Below are 15,683 nucleotides of genomic sequence, written 5' to 3' on the forward strand. Positions count from 1 at the left end.
GGACGTCGCAGGGGCAGGTCAGGGCAGTTCCGGTGGCGTCTTGGCCGGCGCGGCCTCCAGTGCCTCCAGCGCCAGCCTGATCGCCTCGTCGAGCTGGACGTCCCGGCCCGCCGCCCAGTCCTGCGGCCGCTGCACCACCTCCACGTCGGGGTCGACGCCGTGGTTCTCCACGCCCCAGCCGGCGCCCTCCAGCCAGAACGCGTACTTCGGCTGTGTGATGAGGGTGCCGTCGACCAGGCGGTAGCGGCTGTCGATGCCGATGACGCCGCCCCAGGTGCGGGTGCCCACGACCGGGCCGATGCCGAGGGCGCGGATCGCCGCGTTGACGATGTCGCCGTCGGAGCCGGAGAACTCGTTGGCGACGGCGACGACCGGGCCGCGCGGGGCGTCCCTGGGGTAGCTCTCGGGCTGCATGCCGCGCGGCAGGTCCCAGCCGACGATCCGGCGGGCCAGCTTCTCCACCACGAGCTGCGAGGTGTGGCCGCCGCGGTTCTCCCGGACGTCGACGACGAGCCCCTCGCGGGCCACCTCGACGCGCAGGTCGCGGTGGATCTGGGCCCAGCCGGGGGCCTGCATGTCGGGTACGTGCAGGTACCCGAGGCGGCCGCCGGACTTCTCGTGGACGTGGGCGCGGCGGCCGGCGACCCAGGCGTGGTAGCGCAGGGGTTCCTCGTCGGCGAGGGGGACGACGACGGCGTGCCGCGGGTCGCCGCCACCGGCGGGCGAGACGGTCAGCTCGACCGGCTTCCCGGCCGTGCCGACGAGCAGCGGGCCGGGCCCGGTGACCGGGTCGACGGGCCGGCCGGCGACGGCGACGATCGCGTCCCCGGGGCGTACGGCGACGCCGGGTGCGGCCAGCGGGGAGCGGGCGTCGGGGTCGGAGGTCTCCGACGGCAGGATGCGGTCGATGCGCCAGGTGCCGTCCTCGTGGCGGGAGAGGTCGGCGCCGAGCAGGCCCTGGCGTTCGCCGTGGCCGAAGCCGCCGCGCGGGGTGACGTAGGCGTGCGAGGTGCCGAGTTCGCCGTGCACCTCCCACAGGAGGTCCACGAGGTCGTCGTGGGTGGCGAGGCGGTCCAGGAGGGGCCGGTAGCGGTCGAGGACGCCGTCCCAGTCGACGCCGCCCATGTCCGCGCGCCAGAAGTTGTCCCGCATGACGCGGCCCGTCTCGTCGTACATCTGCCGCCATTCGGCGACCGGGTCGACGGTCTGCCGGACGCGGCCGAGGTCGACGGGGATGTTCGAGTCGCTGTCCTCGTCGTCGGAGGCGCGCCGGTCGGCGGGGACGACCCGGAGCCGGCCGTCGCTCCACAGCAGGACCCGCTTGCCGTCGCCGCTGACCCGGAAGTGGTCGGCGTCGGCGGCGAGGTGCTCCAGGCGCTGCTGGGCCAGGTCGTAGCGTTCCAGGGCGGTCTTGGGGTCGGGGGCGTCGGGTGTGGCGCGGGAGGCGCCGAGGACGCCGCGCACGGGGTGGCGCAGCCAGAGCACGCCGTCCTTGGCGGCGCGCAGGTTGGTGTAGCGGGCGGCCTCGACCGGGAAGGGCACGATGCGGTCGGCGAGCCCGTCGAGGTCGATCCGGGTGGCCGGGGTGCCCTCGCTGTCGGGGGTCTCGTCCTTGTCGGGGGTGCCGAAGGGCCGGCCGTGCCGCTGCGGTCCGAACGGGGACGGCGTGGTCGCGGCGAGGGTGATCAGGTAGGGGCGGACGCCCTCCACGAAGGCCAGGTCGAAGACGTGCTCGTCGTAGACCGGATCGAAGGAGCGGCTGGAGAGGAAGGCGAGGTGCCGGCCGTCCAGGGTGAAGGCGGGCGCGTAGTCCCGGAAGCGCAGCGGGGTCGCCTCGGTGACCGTGAGGTCGGTGGTGTTGGCGATGCGGAGCTGGGCGAGCGGGGAGGGGCCGGGGTGGGACCAGGCGAGCCAGCCGGAGTCGGGCGAGAAGGCGAGGTCGGACACGTCGCCGTGCTCGCTGCGGGTCACCTCGCGGATCTCGCCGGTCTCACGCTCGACGAGCAGCAGCCGCCCGTCGTGCGAGGCGACGGCGGCCCGGCTGCCGTCGGGTGCCATGGCGAGTTCCAGGACGCGGCCGAGCTGCCCGGCGGCGAGCCGGCGCGGGGTGGTGCCGGGGGCGGCGCCGGTGGCGGGCGCGAACTCCAGGGCGTCCTCGCCCTCGGCGTCCGTCACCCACACCACCCACTCCTCGCCCTCGCTGCGGAAGGTGCGCGGCAGCCGGGCCCGCACGCCGGGCTCGGCGGCGAGGGCGCGGGCGGGGCCGGAGCGGTGGGTGACCCAGTGGACGGCGCCGCGCACGGCGACCGCGCTGCCGCGCGCGGTGTGGTCGGGGGCGGCGGAGCCGAACCAGCGGGCGGCGTTCACCGGGAACGGCTGCAGGTCCGCGCGGGATCCGCCCAGCCGCACGTCGAGCCGGCGCGGCTCGGCGCCCTGGAGGTCGTCCAGCAGCCAGAGTTCACCGGCGCTCGCGTACACGACCCGGGTGCCGTCGGAGGCGGCGTGCCGGGCGTAGAAGCCGTCGAGAGGGGTGTGGCGGCGCAGGTCCGTGCCGTCGGCGAGGGAGGAGTACACGGCCCCGGTGCCCTCGTGGTCGGACAGGAACGCGACGCGGTCCCCGACCCACAGCGGGTACTCGAGGTTCCCGTCCAGCTCCTCGTGCAGCCGCGTGAACTCGCCGTCGCCGCCGCGGTCGATCCACAGCTTGCCCGCCGTGCCGCCCCGGTACCGCTTCCACCAGGCGGCCTCGCGGCCCATCGGCGCGGACAGCAGCACGGTGTGCGGGCCGTGCGCGACGTCGCCGACGGGCCCGTACGGCAGGGTGGCCGCCGGTCCGCCGTCCAGCGGGACGGCGCGGGCCCAGGTGCGGCGCAGGGTGGCCTGACCGTGGGTGCTGACCACGAGGACCTCGCCGTCCGGGGTCCAGCCGCGCACCTGGGTCTTCCAACTCCCCCAGTACGTCAGCCGCTTGGCGGGGCCGCCGGCCACGGGGGCGATGTGCGCCTCGGGGGCGCCGTCGCGGGTGGAGGTCCAGGCGACGGTCGTGCCGTCGGGCGAGACGCGGGGATGGTTCACCGGCACGTTGTCGGCGCTGACCCGCCAGGCCCGCCCGCCGTCGAGGGGGGCGAGCCACACGTCGTCCTCGGCGGTGAAGGTCACCAGATCGCCATGGAGGGAGGGGAATCGGAGGTAGCCGGAGGTTCCTGTCGAAGCGCCCTGAGTCACCCCGTCACTGTACGCAGCGGCGGGGTTCCCCGCCCCGGTTTTTCGATCACTTGCCCTCGACGGGCCAGCAGGTCGGGTCGCCCTTGCACCAGATGGTCCGGGTGACGGTGACCGTCACGGTGGGCCGGGGCCCGCCGGTGGGCCGGTAGGTGACGGGCGGCCGGTACGTCGGGCCCGGTGTGGCGTCGCAGTCGCCGAGCCCGCTCACGCGGAACACCCGCCGGCCGCCGACCGTGGCCGTCAGGTCGCCGCGCACACAGGCGCCGTCGACGGCCCGGGTCACCTTGCCGGTGACGGTGATCCTCCGCCCGTCCTTGGTCCGCCCGCGGCAGTCGACCGAGACGACGGTGGTCTCCGACGGCGAGGGCGATCTGCCCACGCCGAGGCCGCCCTTGCCGTAGCTGCCGGTGCAGCTGAGCCAACTGACGTCCACGTGCTGCCGTTTCAGCTCGGTGGTCGCGGTGGTGTCGGTGGTGTACGCGGCCGCGGCGGAACTCAGCCCGCCGGGGTCGCACGCCACCAGCGCGCCCGCGGCCACCGCCGCGAGTCCCGCCACGCCCGCCGTCCGCACGGACCACACCCGACGCCGCATCCGCATGGAAGCCCCCATGGAGGGCAGCGTCCCACCGACACCGGCGCCGCGGAAGGCCGCATACGGCCACTCACCCGTCCGGGCGGCCCGTGCCGCCCGTCGCCGCGGTCAGCCGCGCAGCAGGAGCCACTCCTGGAGTTCGACCAGGTTGCCCTCCGGGTCCTTCAGGTGGGCGACGCGCATGCGGTCGGTCATGGGGGCGGGGCCGTGGAGCAGGGTGGCGCCCCGGGAGGTGATCTCGGCGCAGTACGCGTCGAGGTCGTCGACGCGCAGCACGACCAGGGAGCGGTGGCCGGTGGCGCTCTCGCCGGCCTCGGCCAGGACCTCGGCCATCATCGCGCGGTCCTGCAGCGCGATCCCGGCGGAGCCGGCGTGCGGGCTGAACTTCTCGTACGGCCCCCCGGTCGCGCCGGACTGCGGCATCAGGCCGAGGACGTCGGCGTAGAAGCGGTAGCAGGCGGCGAAGTCGGTGACGAGGAGCCGGACCTGGGCGAGTTCCATCGGTGTTCCCCCGGTGTCATGACCAGCGGCCGGTGCGGCCCAGCAGGAGGGCCGCGGCGGCGGTGCCGGCGGTGGATGTCCGCAACACCGTGGGCCCGAGCACGTACGCCTTCGCGCCCGCCTCCTCGAAGAGCGCCAACTCGTCCCGGGAGACGCCTCCTTCGGGTCCGACGACCAGAACGATCTCGCCCTCGGCGGGGAGTTGGGCGGTGGCCAGCGGCTCACTGGCGTGCTCGAAGTCCGAGTGCAGCACGGCGGCGAAGTCGGCCGCGGCGAGCAGCGCGGCGACCTGCTTGGTCGTCGCCGCGTCCGCGACCTCGGGGAAGCGGACCCGGCGGGACTGCTTGCCGGCCTCCCGGGCGGTGGCCCGCCACTTGCCGAGCGCCTTCAGTCCGCGCTCGCCCCGCCACTGGGTGATGCAGCGGGCCGCCTGCCAGGGCACGATCGCGTCGACGCCGACCTCGGTCATCGTCTCGACGGCGAGTTCGCCGCGGTCGCCCTTGGGCAGCGCCTGCACGACGGTGACGCGCGGGGCGGGCACCGGCTCCTCCTCGACCGTGCCCAGGCGCACGACCAGCCGGTCCTTGCCCTCGGCGGTGACCACCTCGCCCACCGCGTGGCGTCCGGCGCCGTCGGTGAGGACGACCTCCTCGCCGGGCTGGAGCCGCTTCACGGACACCGCGTGCCGGCCCTCGGGACCGTCCAGGACGTAGTGGCCGTCCCCGCCGGCCCGGAAGTGCTCGACGACGAACACGGGGGCGGTCATCGGGCGCCACCACCGGCCGACAACGCCGCCCGCGCCTCGGCGAGTTCGCCGGCCAGCACCCGCACCAGCTCCCCGGCCGGCAGGTCGCGGGCCATGCGGTGGCCCTGGCCCGCCCACAGCGCCATGCCCTGCGCGTCGTCGGCCCGGGCGGCCGCCTTGCGCAGCGGCGAGGTCAGGTGGTGGACCTCCGGGTAGGCGGCGGGCGCGTAGGGGCCGTGCTCGCGCAGGAAGCGGTTGACCAGGGCGCGGGCCGGGCGGCCGGAGAAGGCGCGGGTCAGCTCGGTGCGCGCGAACAGGGGGTTGGTCAGCGCCTGCTTGTGCAGGGCGTGGGCGCCGGACTCGGCGGTGGCGAGAAAGGCGGTGCCGAGCTGGGCGGCGGCGGCGCCCGCGGCGAGGACGGCGGCGATCTGGCCGCCGCGCATGATGCCTCCGGCGGCGACGACCGGGAGGTCCACCGCCTCCCCGATCTGCGCGACCAGCGACAGCAGTCCGAGGCCGGCGCCGTCGTTCTCCGGCAGGTCCCGGTGGGTGCCCTGGTGGCCGCCGGCCTCCACGCCCTGGGCGATCACCGCGTCCGCCCCGGCCCGCTCCACCGCCCGGGCCTCCTCGGCGGTGGTGGCGGTGACCAGGGTGAAGGTCCCGGCGCGGTGCAGGGAGTCGACGACCTCCCGGTCCGGCACGCCGAAGTGGAAGGAGACCACCGGCACCGGATTGTCGAGGAGGACGGCGAGCTTGGCCTCGAAGCCGTCGTCGCGGCCGCTGTCCGGGTCGCCCAGCTCGGTGTCGTACCAGGCGGCCTCACCGGCCAGCTGGTGGGCGTACAGCTCCACGGCACCGGAAGGGGGCGCGGCGCCGGCCGCTCCAGGGGAGCCGGTGCTTGCACCGGGGTACTCCGGCTGCGGCATGAACACGTTCACGCCGAAGGGGCGGCCCGTCAGGCTCCGCAGCTGCTTGATCTCCTGGTACAGGCCGTCGGCGGTCTTGTACCCGGCGGCGAGGAAGCCGAGGCCGCCCGCCTCGGACACGGCGGCGGCGAGCCGCGGCACGGAGACCCCGCCCGCCATGGGAGCCTGCACGATCGGGTGGGGGAAGAGATCGGTCAGTGCGGAGGACATGACCGCATGGTGTCATGTCCTCCGATCAAGTCCGAATCCACCCGTACCCGTGGCACATGCCACTTCCGCGCCGGCCGGACCGAGCCGGTCAGCGCCCGTTGAACGCGTCCTTCAGCCGGGAGAACAGGCCCTGCTGGCCGGGCTGGAACTGGCCCTGCGGCCGCTCCTCGCCGCGCAGCTTCGCCAGCTCGCGCAGCAGCCGCTCCTGCTCGGGATCCAGCTTCGTCGGCGTCATGACCTCGACGTGGACGATGAGGTCGCCCCGGCCGCCGCCGCGCAGGTGCGTGACACCGCGGTTGTGCAGCGGGATCGACTGGCCGGACTGGGTGCCGGGCCGGATGTCGACCTCCTCCATGCCGTCCAGCGTCTCCAGCGGCACCTTCGTGCCGAGCGCCGCCGCGGTCATCGGAATGGTCACCGTGCAGTGGAGGTCGTCGCCGCGGCGCTGGAAGGTGGCGTGCGGCAGCTCGTGGATCTCGACGTACAGGTCACCGGCCGGACCGCCGCCGGGCCCGACCTCGCCCTCGCCGGCGAGCTGGATCCGCGTGCCGTTGTCGACACCGGCCGGGATCTTCACCGTCAGCGTCCGCCGCGACCGCACGCGGCCGTCGCCGGCGCACTCCGGGCACGGCGTCGGCACGACGGTGCCGAAGCCCTGGCACTGCGGGCAGGGGCGCGAGGTCATGACCTGGCCCAGGAAGGACCGGGTGACCTGCGAGACCTCACCGCGGCCCCGGCACATGTCACACGTCTGCGCGGACGTGCCCGGAGCGGCGCCCTCGCCGTTGCAGGTGTTGCAGACGACCGCCGTGTCGACCTGGATGTCCTTGGTCGTGCCGAAGGCCGCCTCGTCCAGCTCGACCTCGATGCGGATCATCGCGTCCTGGCCGCGCCGGGTGCGCGAGCGCGGCCCGCGCTGCGACGCCGTGCCGAAGAACGCGTCCATGATGTCGGAGAAGTTGCCGAAGCCACCGGCCCCGAAGCCGGCGCCGGCCCCGCCCGACTGGGAGAGCGGGTCGCCGCCGAGGTCGTAGACCTGCTTCTTCTGCGGGTCCGACAGCACCTCGTAGGCGGCGTTGATCTCCTTGAACCGCTCCTGGGTCTTCGGATCGGGGTTGACGTCCGGGTGCAGCTCGCGCGCGAGCCGGCGGAACGCCTTCTTGATCTCATCCTGCGACGCGTCGCGGCGCACGCCGAGAACGGCGTAGTAGTCCGTGGCCACTTACGACTCCGCCAGGATCTGTCCGACGTACCGTGCCACTGCGCGTACCGCTCCCATCGTTCCCGGGTAGTCCATGCGGGTCGGTCCGACCACGCCGAGCTTGGCAACCGCCTCGCCGCCCGAACCGTAACCGACCGACACCACGGAGGTGGAGTTGAGTCCCTCGTGGGCGTTCTCGTGCCCGATGCGCACCATCACGCCCGGATCCTTCGCCTCGCCGAGGAGCTTGAGAAGCACGACCTGCTCCTCCAGAGCCTCCAGGACGGGGCGGATCGTGAGGGGGAAGTCGTGCCCGAAGCGGGTGAGATTGGCGGTGCCGCCGATCATCAGCCGCTCCTCGTTCTCCTCGACCAGTGTCTCCAGCAGAGTGGAGAGCACCGTGGAGACCGTACCGCGGTCCTCGGCCTCGAACGCATCCGGCAGGTCCTCGACCAGCTTCGGCACGTCGGTGAACCGGCGGCCCGCGACCCGGCTGTTCAGCCGCGCGCGCAGATCCGCCAGCGAGGACTCGCCGAACGGCGCCGGGCAGTCGACCATCCGCTGCTCCACCCGGCCCGTGTCCGTGATCAGCACCAGCATCACGCGCGCGGGAGCCAGCGGGAGCAGCTCCACGTGGCGCACGGTGGACCTGGTCAGGGACGGGTACTGCACGACGGCGACCTGCCGGGTGAGCTGCGCGAGCAGCCGCACCGTCCGGGCCACCACGTCGTCGAGGTCGACGGCGCCGTCGAGGAAGTTCTGGATCGCCCGCCGCTCGGGCGCGGTCATCGGCTTGACGCCCGCGAGCTTGTCCACGAACAGACGGTAGCCCTTGTCGGTGGGGATGCGCCCGGCACTGGTGTGCGGCTGCGCGATGTACCCCTCGTCCTCCAGGGCCGCCATGTCGTTGCGCACGGTCGCCGGGGAGACGCCGAGGTTGTGCCGCTCGGTGAGCGCCTTGGAACCGACCGGCTCCTCGGTGCCCACGTAGTCCTGGACGATGGCGCGCAGCACCTGCAGCCTGCGTTCACTCAGCATCCGCGCGCACCTCCAGCATCCGGTCCCTCGGCCCTCCGGGTCACCCGCCTGGCACTCTGCGTCCCTGAGTGCCAGCGTTCCCCGGCCCAGTGTACGGCCGTGGGGTACTCACCGGGCAAGGTCGGTCCCCGCTCGCCGCCCCGGCTACCGCTAGCGTCGCGGTATGACGGTGACTTGGGAAGAGCTGGGGTGGGAGCGGCTGGCCGCCGGGGTGGGGCGGTGCCGGCTGCCCGGCTGGGACTGCACCGCTGGGCTGGTCGTCGGGGACGGCACGGCCCTGGCGGTGGACGCCGGCTCGAGCCTCGCGGAGGGCGCCCGGGTGCGGGAGGCGGCGCAGCGGCTCGCCGGCCGCCGTGTGACCCATCTCGCGCTCACCCACCCCCATTTCGACCACGTCCTCGGCGCGCCCGCGTTCGCCGGGGCGCAGGTGTACGCGGCGGTGGGCATGGACGCGGTGTTCGCCCAGGAGCGCGAGGAGCTGCGCCTGGACGCGGTCAGGAACGGGCTGCCGGTGGCCGATGCGGACGAGGCCGTCGACGCCCTGGTCCCGCCCCGCCACCTGGTCTCCGGCGAGTGGACCCTCGACCTCGGGGGCGGCCGGCAGGCGCTGCTGGCCAACGTGGGGCCCGGCCACACGGCCCACGACCTGGTGGTCCTGGTGCCCGGCGACCCGGAGGTGGTCTTCTGCGGCGACCTGGTCGAGGAGTCCGGCGCGCCCCAGGCGGGCCCGGACGCCGTACCGTCGCGCTGGCCGGACGCCCTGGACCGGCTGCTCGCGCTGGGCGGCGCGGACGCGCTGTACGTACCCGGTCACGGAGCGGTGGTCGACGCGGCCTTCGTCCGGCGCCAGCGCGACGAGCTGGCCGCGCGTTTCGGCGTGTCGTGAGCGAGCGCCCGGCGGTTCTCCTATCGTCACTCGAATGCGCCCACCCGTCTCCCGCCACCGCCCTTCCCACGGGGGCCCTTCGGGCCCACGCCCTCGTGCGTACTCCGCCGACCTGACCCCTTCCTGGAAGAAGCCGAAGGCCGTGCCCGAGGTCCCGGCGGAGCCCGGTCTGGTGGTGGAGGAGCCCGCCAGCGGGTTCTGCGGCGCGGTGATCGGCTGCGAGGCGGGCACGGTGACGCTGGAGGACCGCCACGGCAAGCACCGGGTGTTCCCGCTCCAGCCGGGCGGCTTCCTGCTGGAGGGCAGGACCGTCACCCTGGTCCGGCCGTCCGCCGGCCCGGTGCGGCCCGCCCGCACGGCCTCCGGCTCGGTGGCCGTCCCGCAGGCCCGCGCGCGCGTGGCCCGCGCCGGCCGCATCTACGTCGAGGGCCGGCACGACGCCGAGCTGGTCGAGAAGGTGTGGGGCGACGACCTGCGCGTCGAGGGCGTGGTGGTCGAGTACCTGGAGGGCGTGGACGACCTGCCGTCGATCGTGGCGGAGTTCGGGCCGGGCCCCGACGCCCGGCTCGGCGTCCTGGTGGACCACCTGCTGCCGGGCACCAAGGAGTGGCGCATCGCCGAGTCGGTGACCAGCGAGCACGCGCTGGTGGTCGGCCATCCGTACATCGACGTCTGGGAGGCGGTGAAGCCCTCCTCCGTGGGCATCCCGGCGTGGCCCACCGTGCCGCGCGGGCAGGACTGGAAGACGGGCGTCTGCCGGGCCCTGGGCTGGCCGGAGAACACGGGCGCGGCCTGGCAGCACATCTTGTCGCGGGTGCGGTCGTACAAGGACCTGGAGCCGGAGCTGCTGGGCCGGGTCGAGGAGCTGATCGACTTCGTCACGGCCGGCCCGGGCGGCGCGTGAGGCCCGCGCTCAGTCGACGAGGTCCCTGACCACCGCGTCCGCCAGCAGCCGCCCCCGCAGCGTCAGCACGGCGTGTCCCCCCGCGTACGGCTCCTCCTGGAGGAGCCCGTCGGCCAGCGCGCGCCGGGAGGCCGCCAGGCCCTGCTCCTTCAGCAGCGACAGCGGGACCCCCTCCCGCAGCCGCAGCTCCAGCAGGATCCGCTCCACCCGGCGGTCCTCCCCGGTGAGGAGTTCGCGTCCGGCGCCCGGGGAGCGGCCGGCGGCGAGGGCCGCCGCGTACGCCCCCGGGTGCTTGACGTTCCACCAGCGCACCCCGCCCACGTGCGAGTGCGCGCCGGGTCCCGCGCCCCACCAGTCGGCGCCCCGCCAGTACAGCTCGTTGTGCAGGCACCGCCCGGCCCGCGAGGTGGCCCAGTTGGAGACCTCGTACCAGCCGTAGCCCGCCGCCGACAGCGTCTCCTCGGCGATCAGGTAGCGGTCGGCGTGGACGTCGTCGTCCGTCATCGGGACCTCGCCCCGGCGGATGCGGCGGGCGAGCTGGGTGCCCTCCTCGACGATCAGGGCGTAGGCGCTGACGTGGTCGGGTCCGGCGCCGATCGCCGCGTCCAGGGAGGCCCGCCAGTCGTCGTCGCTCTCCCCCGGCGTGCCGTAGATCAGGTCGAGGTTGACGTGGTCGAACCCGGCCGACCGCGCCTCCGCCACGCAGGCCTCGGGGCGGCCGGGGGTGTGGGTGCGGTCCAGGACCTGGAGCACGTGCCGCCTGGCGCTCTGCATCCCGAAGGAGATCCGGTTGAAGCCGCCCTCCCGGAGGGTGGCGAGGTACGCCGGGTCGACGGACTCCGGGTTCGCCTCCGTGGTGATCTCCGCGTCCGGTGCCAGGCCGAACTCGTCGCGGATCGCCGCCAGCATCCGGACGAGGTCGCCGGCGGCCAGCAGCGTCGGCGTGCCGCCCCCGACGAAGACCGTGCGGACCTCGCGCGGGTCGTCGCCGAGCACCTTGCGGGCCAGGCGGACCTCGTCGGTCAGGGTGTCCGCGTAGTTGTCGCGGGAGGCGAGCACTCCGCCCGTGCCGCGCAGCTCGGTCGCGGTGTAGGTGTTGAAGTCGCAGTAGCCGCAGCGGGTCGCGCAGTACGGGACGTGCAGGTAGAAGCCGAGGGGCCGGCCGGCGGCCCCGGTGAGCGCGGAGGCGGGCAGCGCGCCGTCGGCGGGGACGGGCTCGCCGTCGGGGAGTGCGGAGGGCATGCCCTCCATTGTCCAGCACCGGCCGGGTCACCGGGCCCGGAGTCACTCGGCCTGGAGCACCAGCAGCGCCAGGTCGTCCTCGGGCCGGTCGCCGCCGAACTCGTGCACGAGGCGGCGGATCCGCTCCGCGATCAGTTCGGCGCTCAGGCCCGCGCAGCCGGACAGGGCCCGGGCGAGCCCGTCGCCGTCGTCGAACTGGCGGGAGCCGGAGCGCCGCTCGGTGACCCCGTCGGTGACGCAGAGCAGGCTGTCGCCGGGGCGCAGCTCGATGGTCTCGCTGGTGTAGGTCTCGTCCTCGACGACGCCGAGCAGGGTCTGCGGCCGGGCGGCCGTGCGGACGTCGCCGTCGGGGCCGAGGACCAGCGGCAGGGGGTGCCCGGCGGAGGCGAGCGTGCAGCGGACGCCGCCGCCCTCGCGGGGGGCCAGCTCGCCGTAGAGCAGGGACAGGAAGCGGGTCTGCGGGCCGTCGCCGGGCAGCAGGGGCCGCCCGGCCACCAGGGCGCGGGCGGCGGCGTCCGCGGCCTCCGTGGCGTCGTCCAGCAGGAGCTGGTTGAGCCGGTCGAGGACGTCGGCGACCCGGTATCCCTCGCGGGCGAGGAGGCGCAGCCACGGCCGGGCGAGGCCGATCACGACCGCCGCCTCGGGGCCCTTGCCCTGGACGTCGCCGACGGCGAAGCACCAGCGGCCGTCGCCGGCCGGGAACAGGTCGTAGAAGTCGCCGCTCGGGCCGCCCTGGTCGCGGGGCTCGTAGACGAGGGCGCTGCTCACCCCGGGGATCTCGGCGACGGCGCCGGGCAGCAGGCCGCGCTGCAGGACGGCGCTGATGGTGGCCTGCCGGGCGTACTGGCGGGCCGCGCCGATGGCCAGCGCCACCCGGCGGCCGAGGTCCTCGACCAGGCCGGTGATCTCGTCGGGGAAGCCGGCCGGTCCGCAGCGCCCGACGACCAGCGTGCCGAGCGGCCTGCCGCCCGCGATCAGCCGGTACGCCAGCGCCGTGCCGTCCGCGCCCTGCGGGCCGAGCGCGTCGCCGGGCCAGGGATGGGGCACCGGGCCGGAGCGCAGCCCGTCCCGGGGGCGGGGCGGGTCCTTCTCCAGGGCCCGGCCCAGTTCCTCGACGCGGTCCTCGCTGACGTGCCAGACCCGGGCCGGCGCGCCGGCGTCGGCGCCGCGCGCGGTCGCCTCGTCCTCCAGCCACATCGCGCACCAGTCGGCCAGCCGGGGCACCAGGAGCTGGCCGGTGAGGGCGGCGACCAGGTTCTCGTCGAGCTGCCCGGCGAGCAGGTCGGAGGCCTCGGCGAGGAAGGACAGCGCGCCCCGGCCGAGCCAGTCCCGGTCGGCTCCGGGGCGCTGCGGCTGCGGGGCGAGCGCCTCGGCGGTCTCCAGGGTGTGCTCCGGGCCGGGCCCGTCCGGGTCCGGGTCCGCCGTGCCGCCGGGGGGCAGCCGGGCCCACACCGTCTTGCCGCCGGCGCGGTAGGTGACGCCCCAGGACTCGGCCAGGGTGGCGACCAGGCGCAGGCCGCGTCCGTGGTCGGGGGTCTCGTACGGCGCCTCGCCGGGCGCGGGGTCCCGCGGGGCGCGCGCGGGGTGGCGGTCGCTCACCTCCACGACGAAGGAGCCGGCCGTCTCCAGGCGCCAGTCGACCTCCACGTCCGTGCCGGCGTGGACCACGGCGTTGGTGACGAGCTCGCTGACGACCGCCGTGGCGTCGTCCACGAGCCGGGCGGGCACCTGCGGTCCCTCGGCCAGCCAGGCCCGCACCAGGGCCCGTGCGGAGCCCGGCGAGAAGGGGCTCCCGGGCAGGGTGGCGTGGCCCTGCGCCCGTTCGGCGTGGGCCTCGTTCTCCCGCTGCGTCGGTATGGCCGCCATGTCCATGCGGCCAGGGTGACAGAGAGCCCGGATACATCAGCGCTGAGTCACCGAAGCGGGCAGCAATGAAGGGGAACTGTGCTACGGCGGCGCCAGAAGACGCACAGTTTCGGGCGGAGGCGGACGCAAGCGGCCCCCGCGCGGGCGGGAGGCGCGAAGGGCGGGCGGGTGCGGGGACTGCCCGGCCCGGGCGGGACCCGGATCCGGTGGCAGTCCCCGACGGCCGTGCCCGGCCGGGTCAGGCCTCGCGGGTCCCCGCGTACATCTCGTCGATGAGGTGCTTGTACTCGCGCTCCACCACCGGCCGCTTCAGCTTCAGGCTGGGCGTGATCTCGCCGTGCTCCACGTCGAGGTCGCGCGGCAGCAGCCGGAACTTCTTGATGGTCTGCCAGCGCTGCAGGCCCTCGTTGAGCTCCCGGACGTACCCGTCGACCATCTCGACGGTCTGCGGCGCGGCCACGACCTCGGCGTACGACCTGCCGTCGAGGCCGTTGTCCTTGGCCCACTGCAGGATCGAGGGCTCGTCGAGGGCGATGAGCGCGGTGCAGTAGTTCCGGTCGGCGCCGTGCACCAGGATGTTGGAGACGTAGGGGCACACCGCCTTGAACTGGCCCTCGACCTCGGCGGGGGCGACGTACTTGCCGCCGGAGGTCTTGATGAGGTCCTTCTTGCGGTCGGTGATCCGCAGGTAGCCGTCGGGCGAGAGTTCGCCGATGTCGCCGGTGTGGAACCAGCCGTCGGACTCCAGCACCTCGGCGGTCTTCTCGGGCTGCTGGTGGTAGCCCTCCATGATGCCGGGGCCGCGCAGCAGGACCTCGCCGTCGTCGGCGATGCGTACCTCGGTGCCGGGCAGCGGCTTGCCGACCGTGCCGGTGCGGTAGGCCTCGCCGGGGTTGACGAAGGAGGCCGCGGAGGACTCGGTGAGGCCGTAGCCCTCCAGGATGTGGATGCCGGCGCCGGCGAAGAAGTAGCCGATCTCGGGGGCGAGCGCGGAGGCGCCGGAGACGCAGGCGCGCAGCCGGCCGCCGAACGCCTCGCGGAGCTTGCCGTAGACGAGGGCGTCGGCGGCCTTGTGCTTCGCGGCCAGGCCGAAGGGCACGGCGTGGCTGCCGGTGCGCCGGAAGTTGTCCTGGCTCACCTTGGCGTACTCGCGGGCGACCTCGGCGGCCCACTGGAAGATCTTGTACTTGGCCGCGCCGCCCTCCCGGGCCTTGGCGGCGACGCCGTTGTAGACCTTCTCGAAGATGCGCGGCACGGCCGCCATGTACGTCGGCCGCACCACCGGGAGGTTCTCGATGATCTTGTCGACGCGGCCGTCGACGGCGGTGACGTGGCCGACCTCGATCTGGCCCGAGGTGAGCACCTTGCCGAAGACGTGCGCGAGCGGCAGCCACAGGTACTGCACGTCGTCCGCGGTGACCAGGCCGGTCGCGGCGATCGCCTTCGCCATGTAGGCCCAGTTGTCGTGCGGCAGGCGCACGCCCTTGGGGCGGCCGGTGGTGCCGGAGGTGTAGATGAGGGTGGCGAGCTGGTCCCGGGTGATCGCGCCGACCCGCTCCTTGATCAGCTCGGGGTGCTTCTCCAGATAGGCGGCGCCCCGCTGCTCCAGCTCGGTGAGGGTGGTCACCCAGTCGCCGGTCTCGACACCGGCCGGGTCGATGACGACGACCTTGGTCAGCGCGGGCAGTTCGGCGCGCTTCTCCAGTGCCTTGGCGAGCTGGCCGGCGTCCTCGGCGATCAGCACCCGGCTCTCGGAGTCGGAGAGGATGAACGCGGACTCGTCGGCGTTGGTCTGCGGATAGACGGTCGTGGTGGCGCCGCCCGCGCACATGATGCCGAGGTCGGCGAGGATCCACTCCACCCGGGTGGAGCAGGCCAGAGCGACGCGCTGCTCCGGCTGGACGCCCAGTTCGATGAGGCCGGCGGCGATGGCGTAGACGCGCTCGGCCGCCTCGCCCCAGCTCAGCGACTTCCAGTCGTCGGGGCCCTGCCCCGAGGCCGGCGGCACCGGGTGGCGGTAGGCCTCGGCGTCCGGTGTGGCCGCGACGCGCTCCAGGAAGAGGGCCGCGACGGACGGCGGACGGTTCTCGATCAGGGTCTGTGTGTCGCTCACGACATCCTCCGGGCCCGCGACGGTGCGGCTGACAGTGCGGCTGGGTTAACTCACGGTGGGGTTCTGGGTGCTTGTTTAACTCGCGAGTAACTATCGAGCAGGGATCAGGGTAAGCCGCGACCGGCCGCTGCGTAAGGGGCCTCGGCCTGTCACTTTCCACGCACAGCGACCCTACGCACGCGTAGGGGCCCGCCGCACTTTCGCACGACGGGCCCCTTTGGGTCCGGTTTGCCG

General features: G+C 74.5%; 12 protein-coding genes. 2 read left to right on the plus strand and 10 right to left on the minus strand.

From position 1 onward, the window contains the following. Window positions 1-18: 18 nt before the first annotated feature. The 7 genes from AQJ66_RS18285 to hrcA form a co-directional block, all read right to left on the minus strand. The gene (locus AQJ66_RS18285) at window positions 19-3,225 is read right to left on the minus strand and encodes a S41 family peptidase (protein WP_079060274.1); all 3,207 of its coding nucleotides are present in this window, start codon (window positions 3,223-3,225) and stop codon (window positions 19-21) included. A 46-nt stretch (window positions 3,226-3,271) separates the two neighbouring features. Then, window positions 3,272-3,835 carry a hypothetical protein gene (locus tag AQJ66_RS18290; protein WP_244162853.1) on the minus strand — a complete coding sequence of 188 codons (564 nt, stop codon included), beginning with the start codon at window positions 3,833-3,835 and terminating at the stop codon, window positions 3,272-3,274. A 90-nt stretch (window positions 3,836-3,925) separates the two neighbouring features. After that, window positions 3,926-4,318, minus strand: a complete 393-nt coding sequence (locus tag AQJ66_RS18295; protein ID WP_061922863.1) for a VOC family protein — start codon at window positions 4,316-4,318, stop codon at window positions 3,926-3,928. 16 nt (window positions 4,319-4,334) lie between these two features. Next, window positions 4,335-5,084, minus strand: a complete 750-nt coding sequence (locus AQJ66_RS18300; protein ID WP_061922865.1) for a 16S rRNA (uracil(1498)-N(3))-methyltransferase — start codon at window positions 5,082-5,084, stop codon at window positions 4,335-4,337. Beyond that, window positions 5,081-6,199, minus strand: a complete 1,119-nt coding sequence (locus AQJ66_RS18305) for a nitronate monooxygenase (RefSeq protein ID WP_061922868.1) — start codon at window positions 6,197-6,199, stop codon at window positions 5,081-5,083. Before AQJ66_RS18305 ends, AQJ66_RS18300 begins: the two co-directional genes overlap by 4 nt. Before the next feature lie 88 nt (window positions 6,200-6,287). Then, a complete protein-coding gene (dnaJ, locus tag AQJ66_RS18310) occupies window positions 6,288-7,421 on the minus strand; it encodes a molecular chaperone DnaJ (RefSeq protein WP_061922871.1) in 1,134 nt (377 codons plus the stop codon). Beyond that, window positions 7,422-8,438 carry a heat-inducible transcriptional repressor HrcA gene (gene hrcA / locus AQJ66_RS18315; RefSeq protein WP_061922874.1) on the minus strand — a complete coding sequence of 339 codons (1,017 nt, stop codon included), beginning with the start codon at window positions 8,436-8,438 and terminating at the stop codon, window positions 7,422-7,424. 163 nt (window positions 8,439-8,601) lie between these two features. On the opposite strand from hrcA, the gene AQJ66_RS18320 reads away from it, so the two are divergent. Both AQJ66_RS18320 and AQJ66_RS18325 read left to right on the plus strand, forming a co-directional pair. Then, window positions 8,602-9,324 (plus strand): MBL fold metallo-hydrolase, encoded by a 723-nt coding sequence (locus AQJ66_RS18320; RefSeq protein WP_061922877.1) that lies wholly within the window; start codon window positions 8,602-8,604, stop codon window positions 9,322-9,324. Window positions 9,325-9,358: 34 nt separating this feature from the next. After that, entirely contained in the window at window positions 9,359-10,228 is an 870-nt protein-coding gene (locus AQJ66_RS18325) for a DUF3097 domain-containing protein (RefSeq protein ID WP_061922880.1), read from the plus strand. A 9-nt stretch (window positions 10,229-10,237) separates the two neighbouring features. Here AQJ66_RS18325 and hemW read toward each other — a convergent pair whose 3' ends face one another. The 3 genes from hemW to AQJ66_RS18340 form a co-directional block, all read right to left on the minus strand. After that, the gene (gene hemW / locus AQJ66_RS18330) at window positions 10,238-11,470 is read right to left on the minus strand and encodes a radical SAM family heme chaperone HemW (protein ID WP_061923313.1); all 1,233 of its coding nucleotides are present in this window, start codon (window positions 11,468-11,470) and stop codon (window positions 10,238-10,240) included. Window positions 11,471-11,512: 42 nt separating this feature from the next. Next, the gene (locus tag AQJ66_RS18335; protein ID WP_208611395.1) at window positions 11,513-13,336 is read right to left on the minus strand and encodes a SpoIIE family protein phosphatase; all 1,824 of its coding nucleotides are present in this window, start codon (window positions 13,334-13,336) and stop codon (window positions 11,513-11,515) included. Between the two features lie 238 nt (window positions 13,337-13,574). Continuing rightward, window positions 13,575-15,449 carry an AMP-dependent synthetase/ligase gene (locus AQJ66_RS18340; protein WP_061922882.1) on the minus strand — a complete coding sequence of 625 codons (1,875 nt, stop codon included), beginning with the start codon at window positions 15,447-15,449 and terminating at the stop codon, window positions 13,575-13,577. Window positions 15,450-15,683: the final 234 nt, after the last annotated feature.

Source organism: Streptomyces bungoensis, from assembly GCF_001514215.1.
GTDB classification, from domain to species: Bacteria; Actinomycetota; Actinomycetes; order Streptomycetales; family Streptomycetaceae; genus Streptomyces; species Streptomyces bungoensis.

Coding starts and splice junctions, on each gene's coding strand:
- AQJ66_RS18290 (WP_244162853.1), bottom strand. CDS start 3,835: ATGGGGGCTTCCATGCGGATGCGGCGTCGGGTGTGGTCCGTGCGGACG.
- AQJ66_RS18295 (WP_061922863.1), bottom strand. CDS start 4,318: ATGGAACTCGCCCAGGTCCGGCTCCTCGTCACCGACTTCGCCGCCTGC.
- AQJ66_RS18300 (WP_061922865.1), bottom strand. CDS start 5,084: ATGACCGCCCCCGTGTTCGTCGTCGAGCACTTCCGGGCCGGCGGGGAC.
- AQJ66_RS18305 (WP_061922868.1), bottom strand. CDS start 6,199: ATGTCCTCCGCACTGACCGATCTCTTCCCCCACCCGATCGTGCAGGCT.
- hrcA (WP_061922874.1), bottom strand. CDS start 8,438: ATGCTGAGTGAACGCAGGCTGCAGGTGCTGCGCGCCATCGTCCAGGAC.
- AQJ66_RS18320 (WP_061922877.1), top strand. CDS start 8,602: ATGACGGTGACTTGGGAAGAGCTGGGGTGGGAGCGGCTGGCCGCCGGG.
- AQJ66_RS18325 (WP_061922880.1), top strand. CDS start 9,359: ATGCGCCCACCCGTCTCCCGCCACCGCCCTTCCCACGGGGGCCCTTCG.
- hemW (WP_061923313.1), bottom strand. CDS start 11,470: ATGCCCTCCGCACTCCCCGACGGCGAGCCCGTCCCCGCCGACGGCGCG.
- AQJ66_RS18335 (WP_208611395.1), bottom strand. CDS start 13,336: ATGGCGGCCATACCGACGCAGCGGGAGAACGAGGCCCACGCCGAACGG.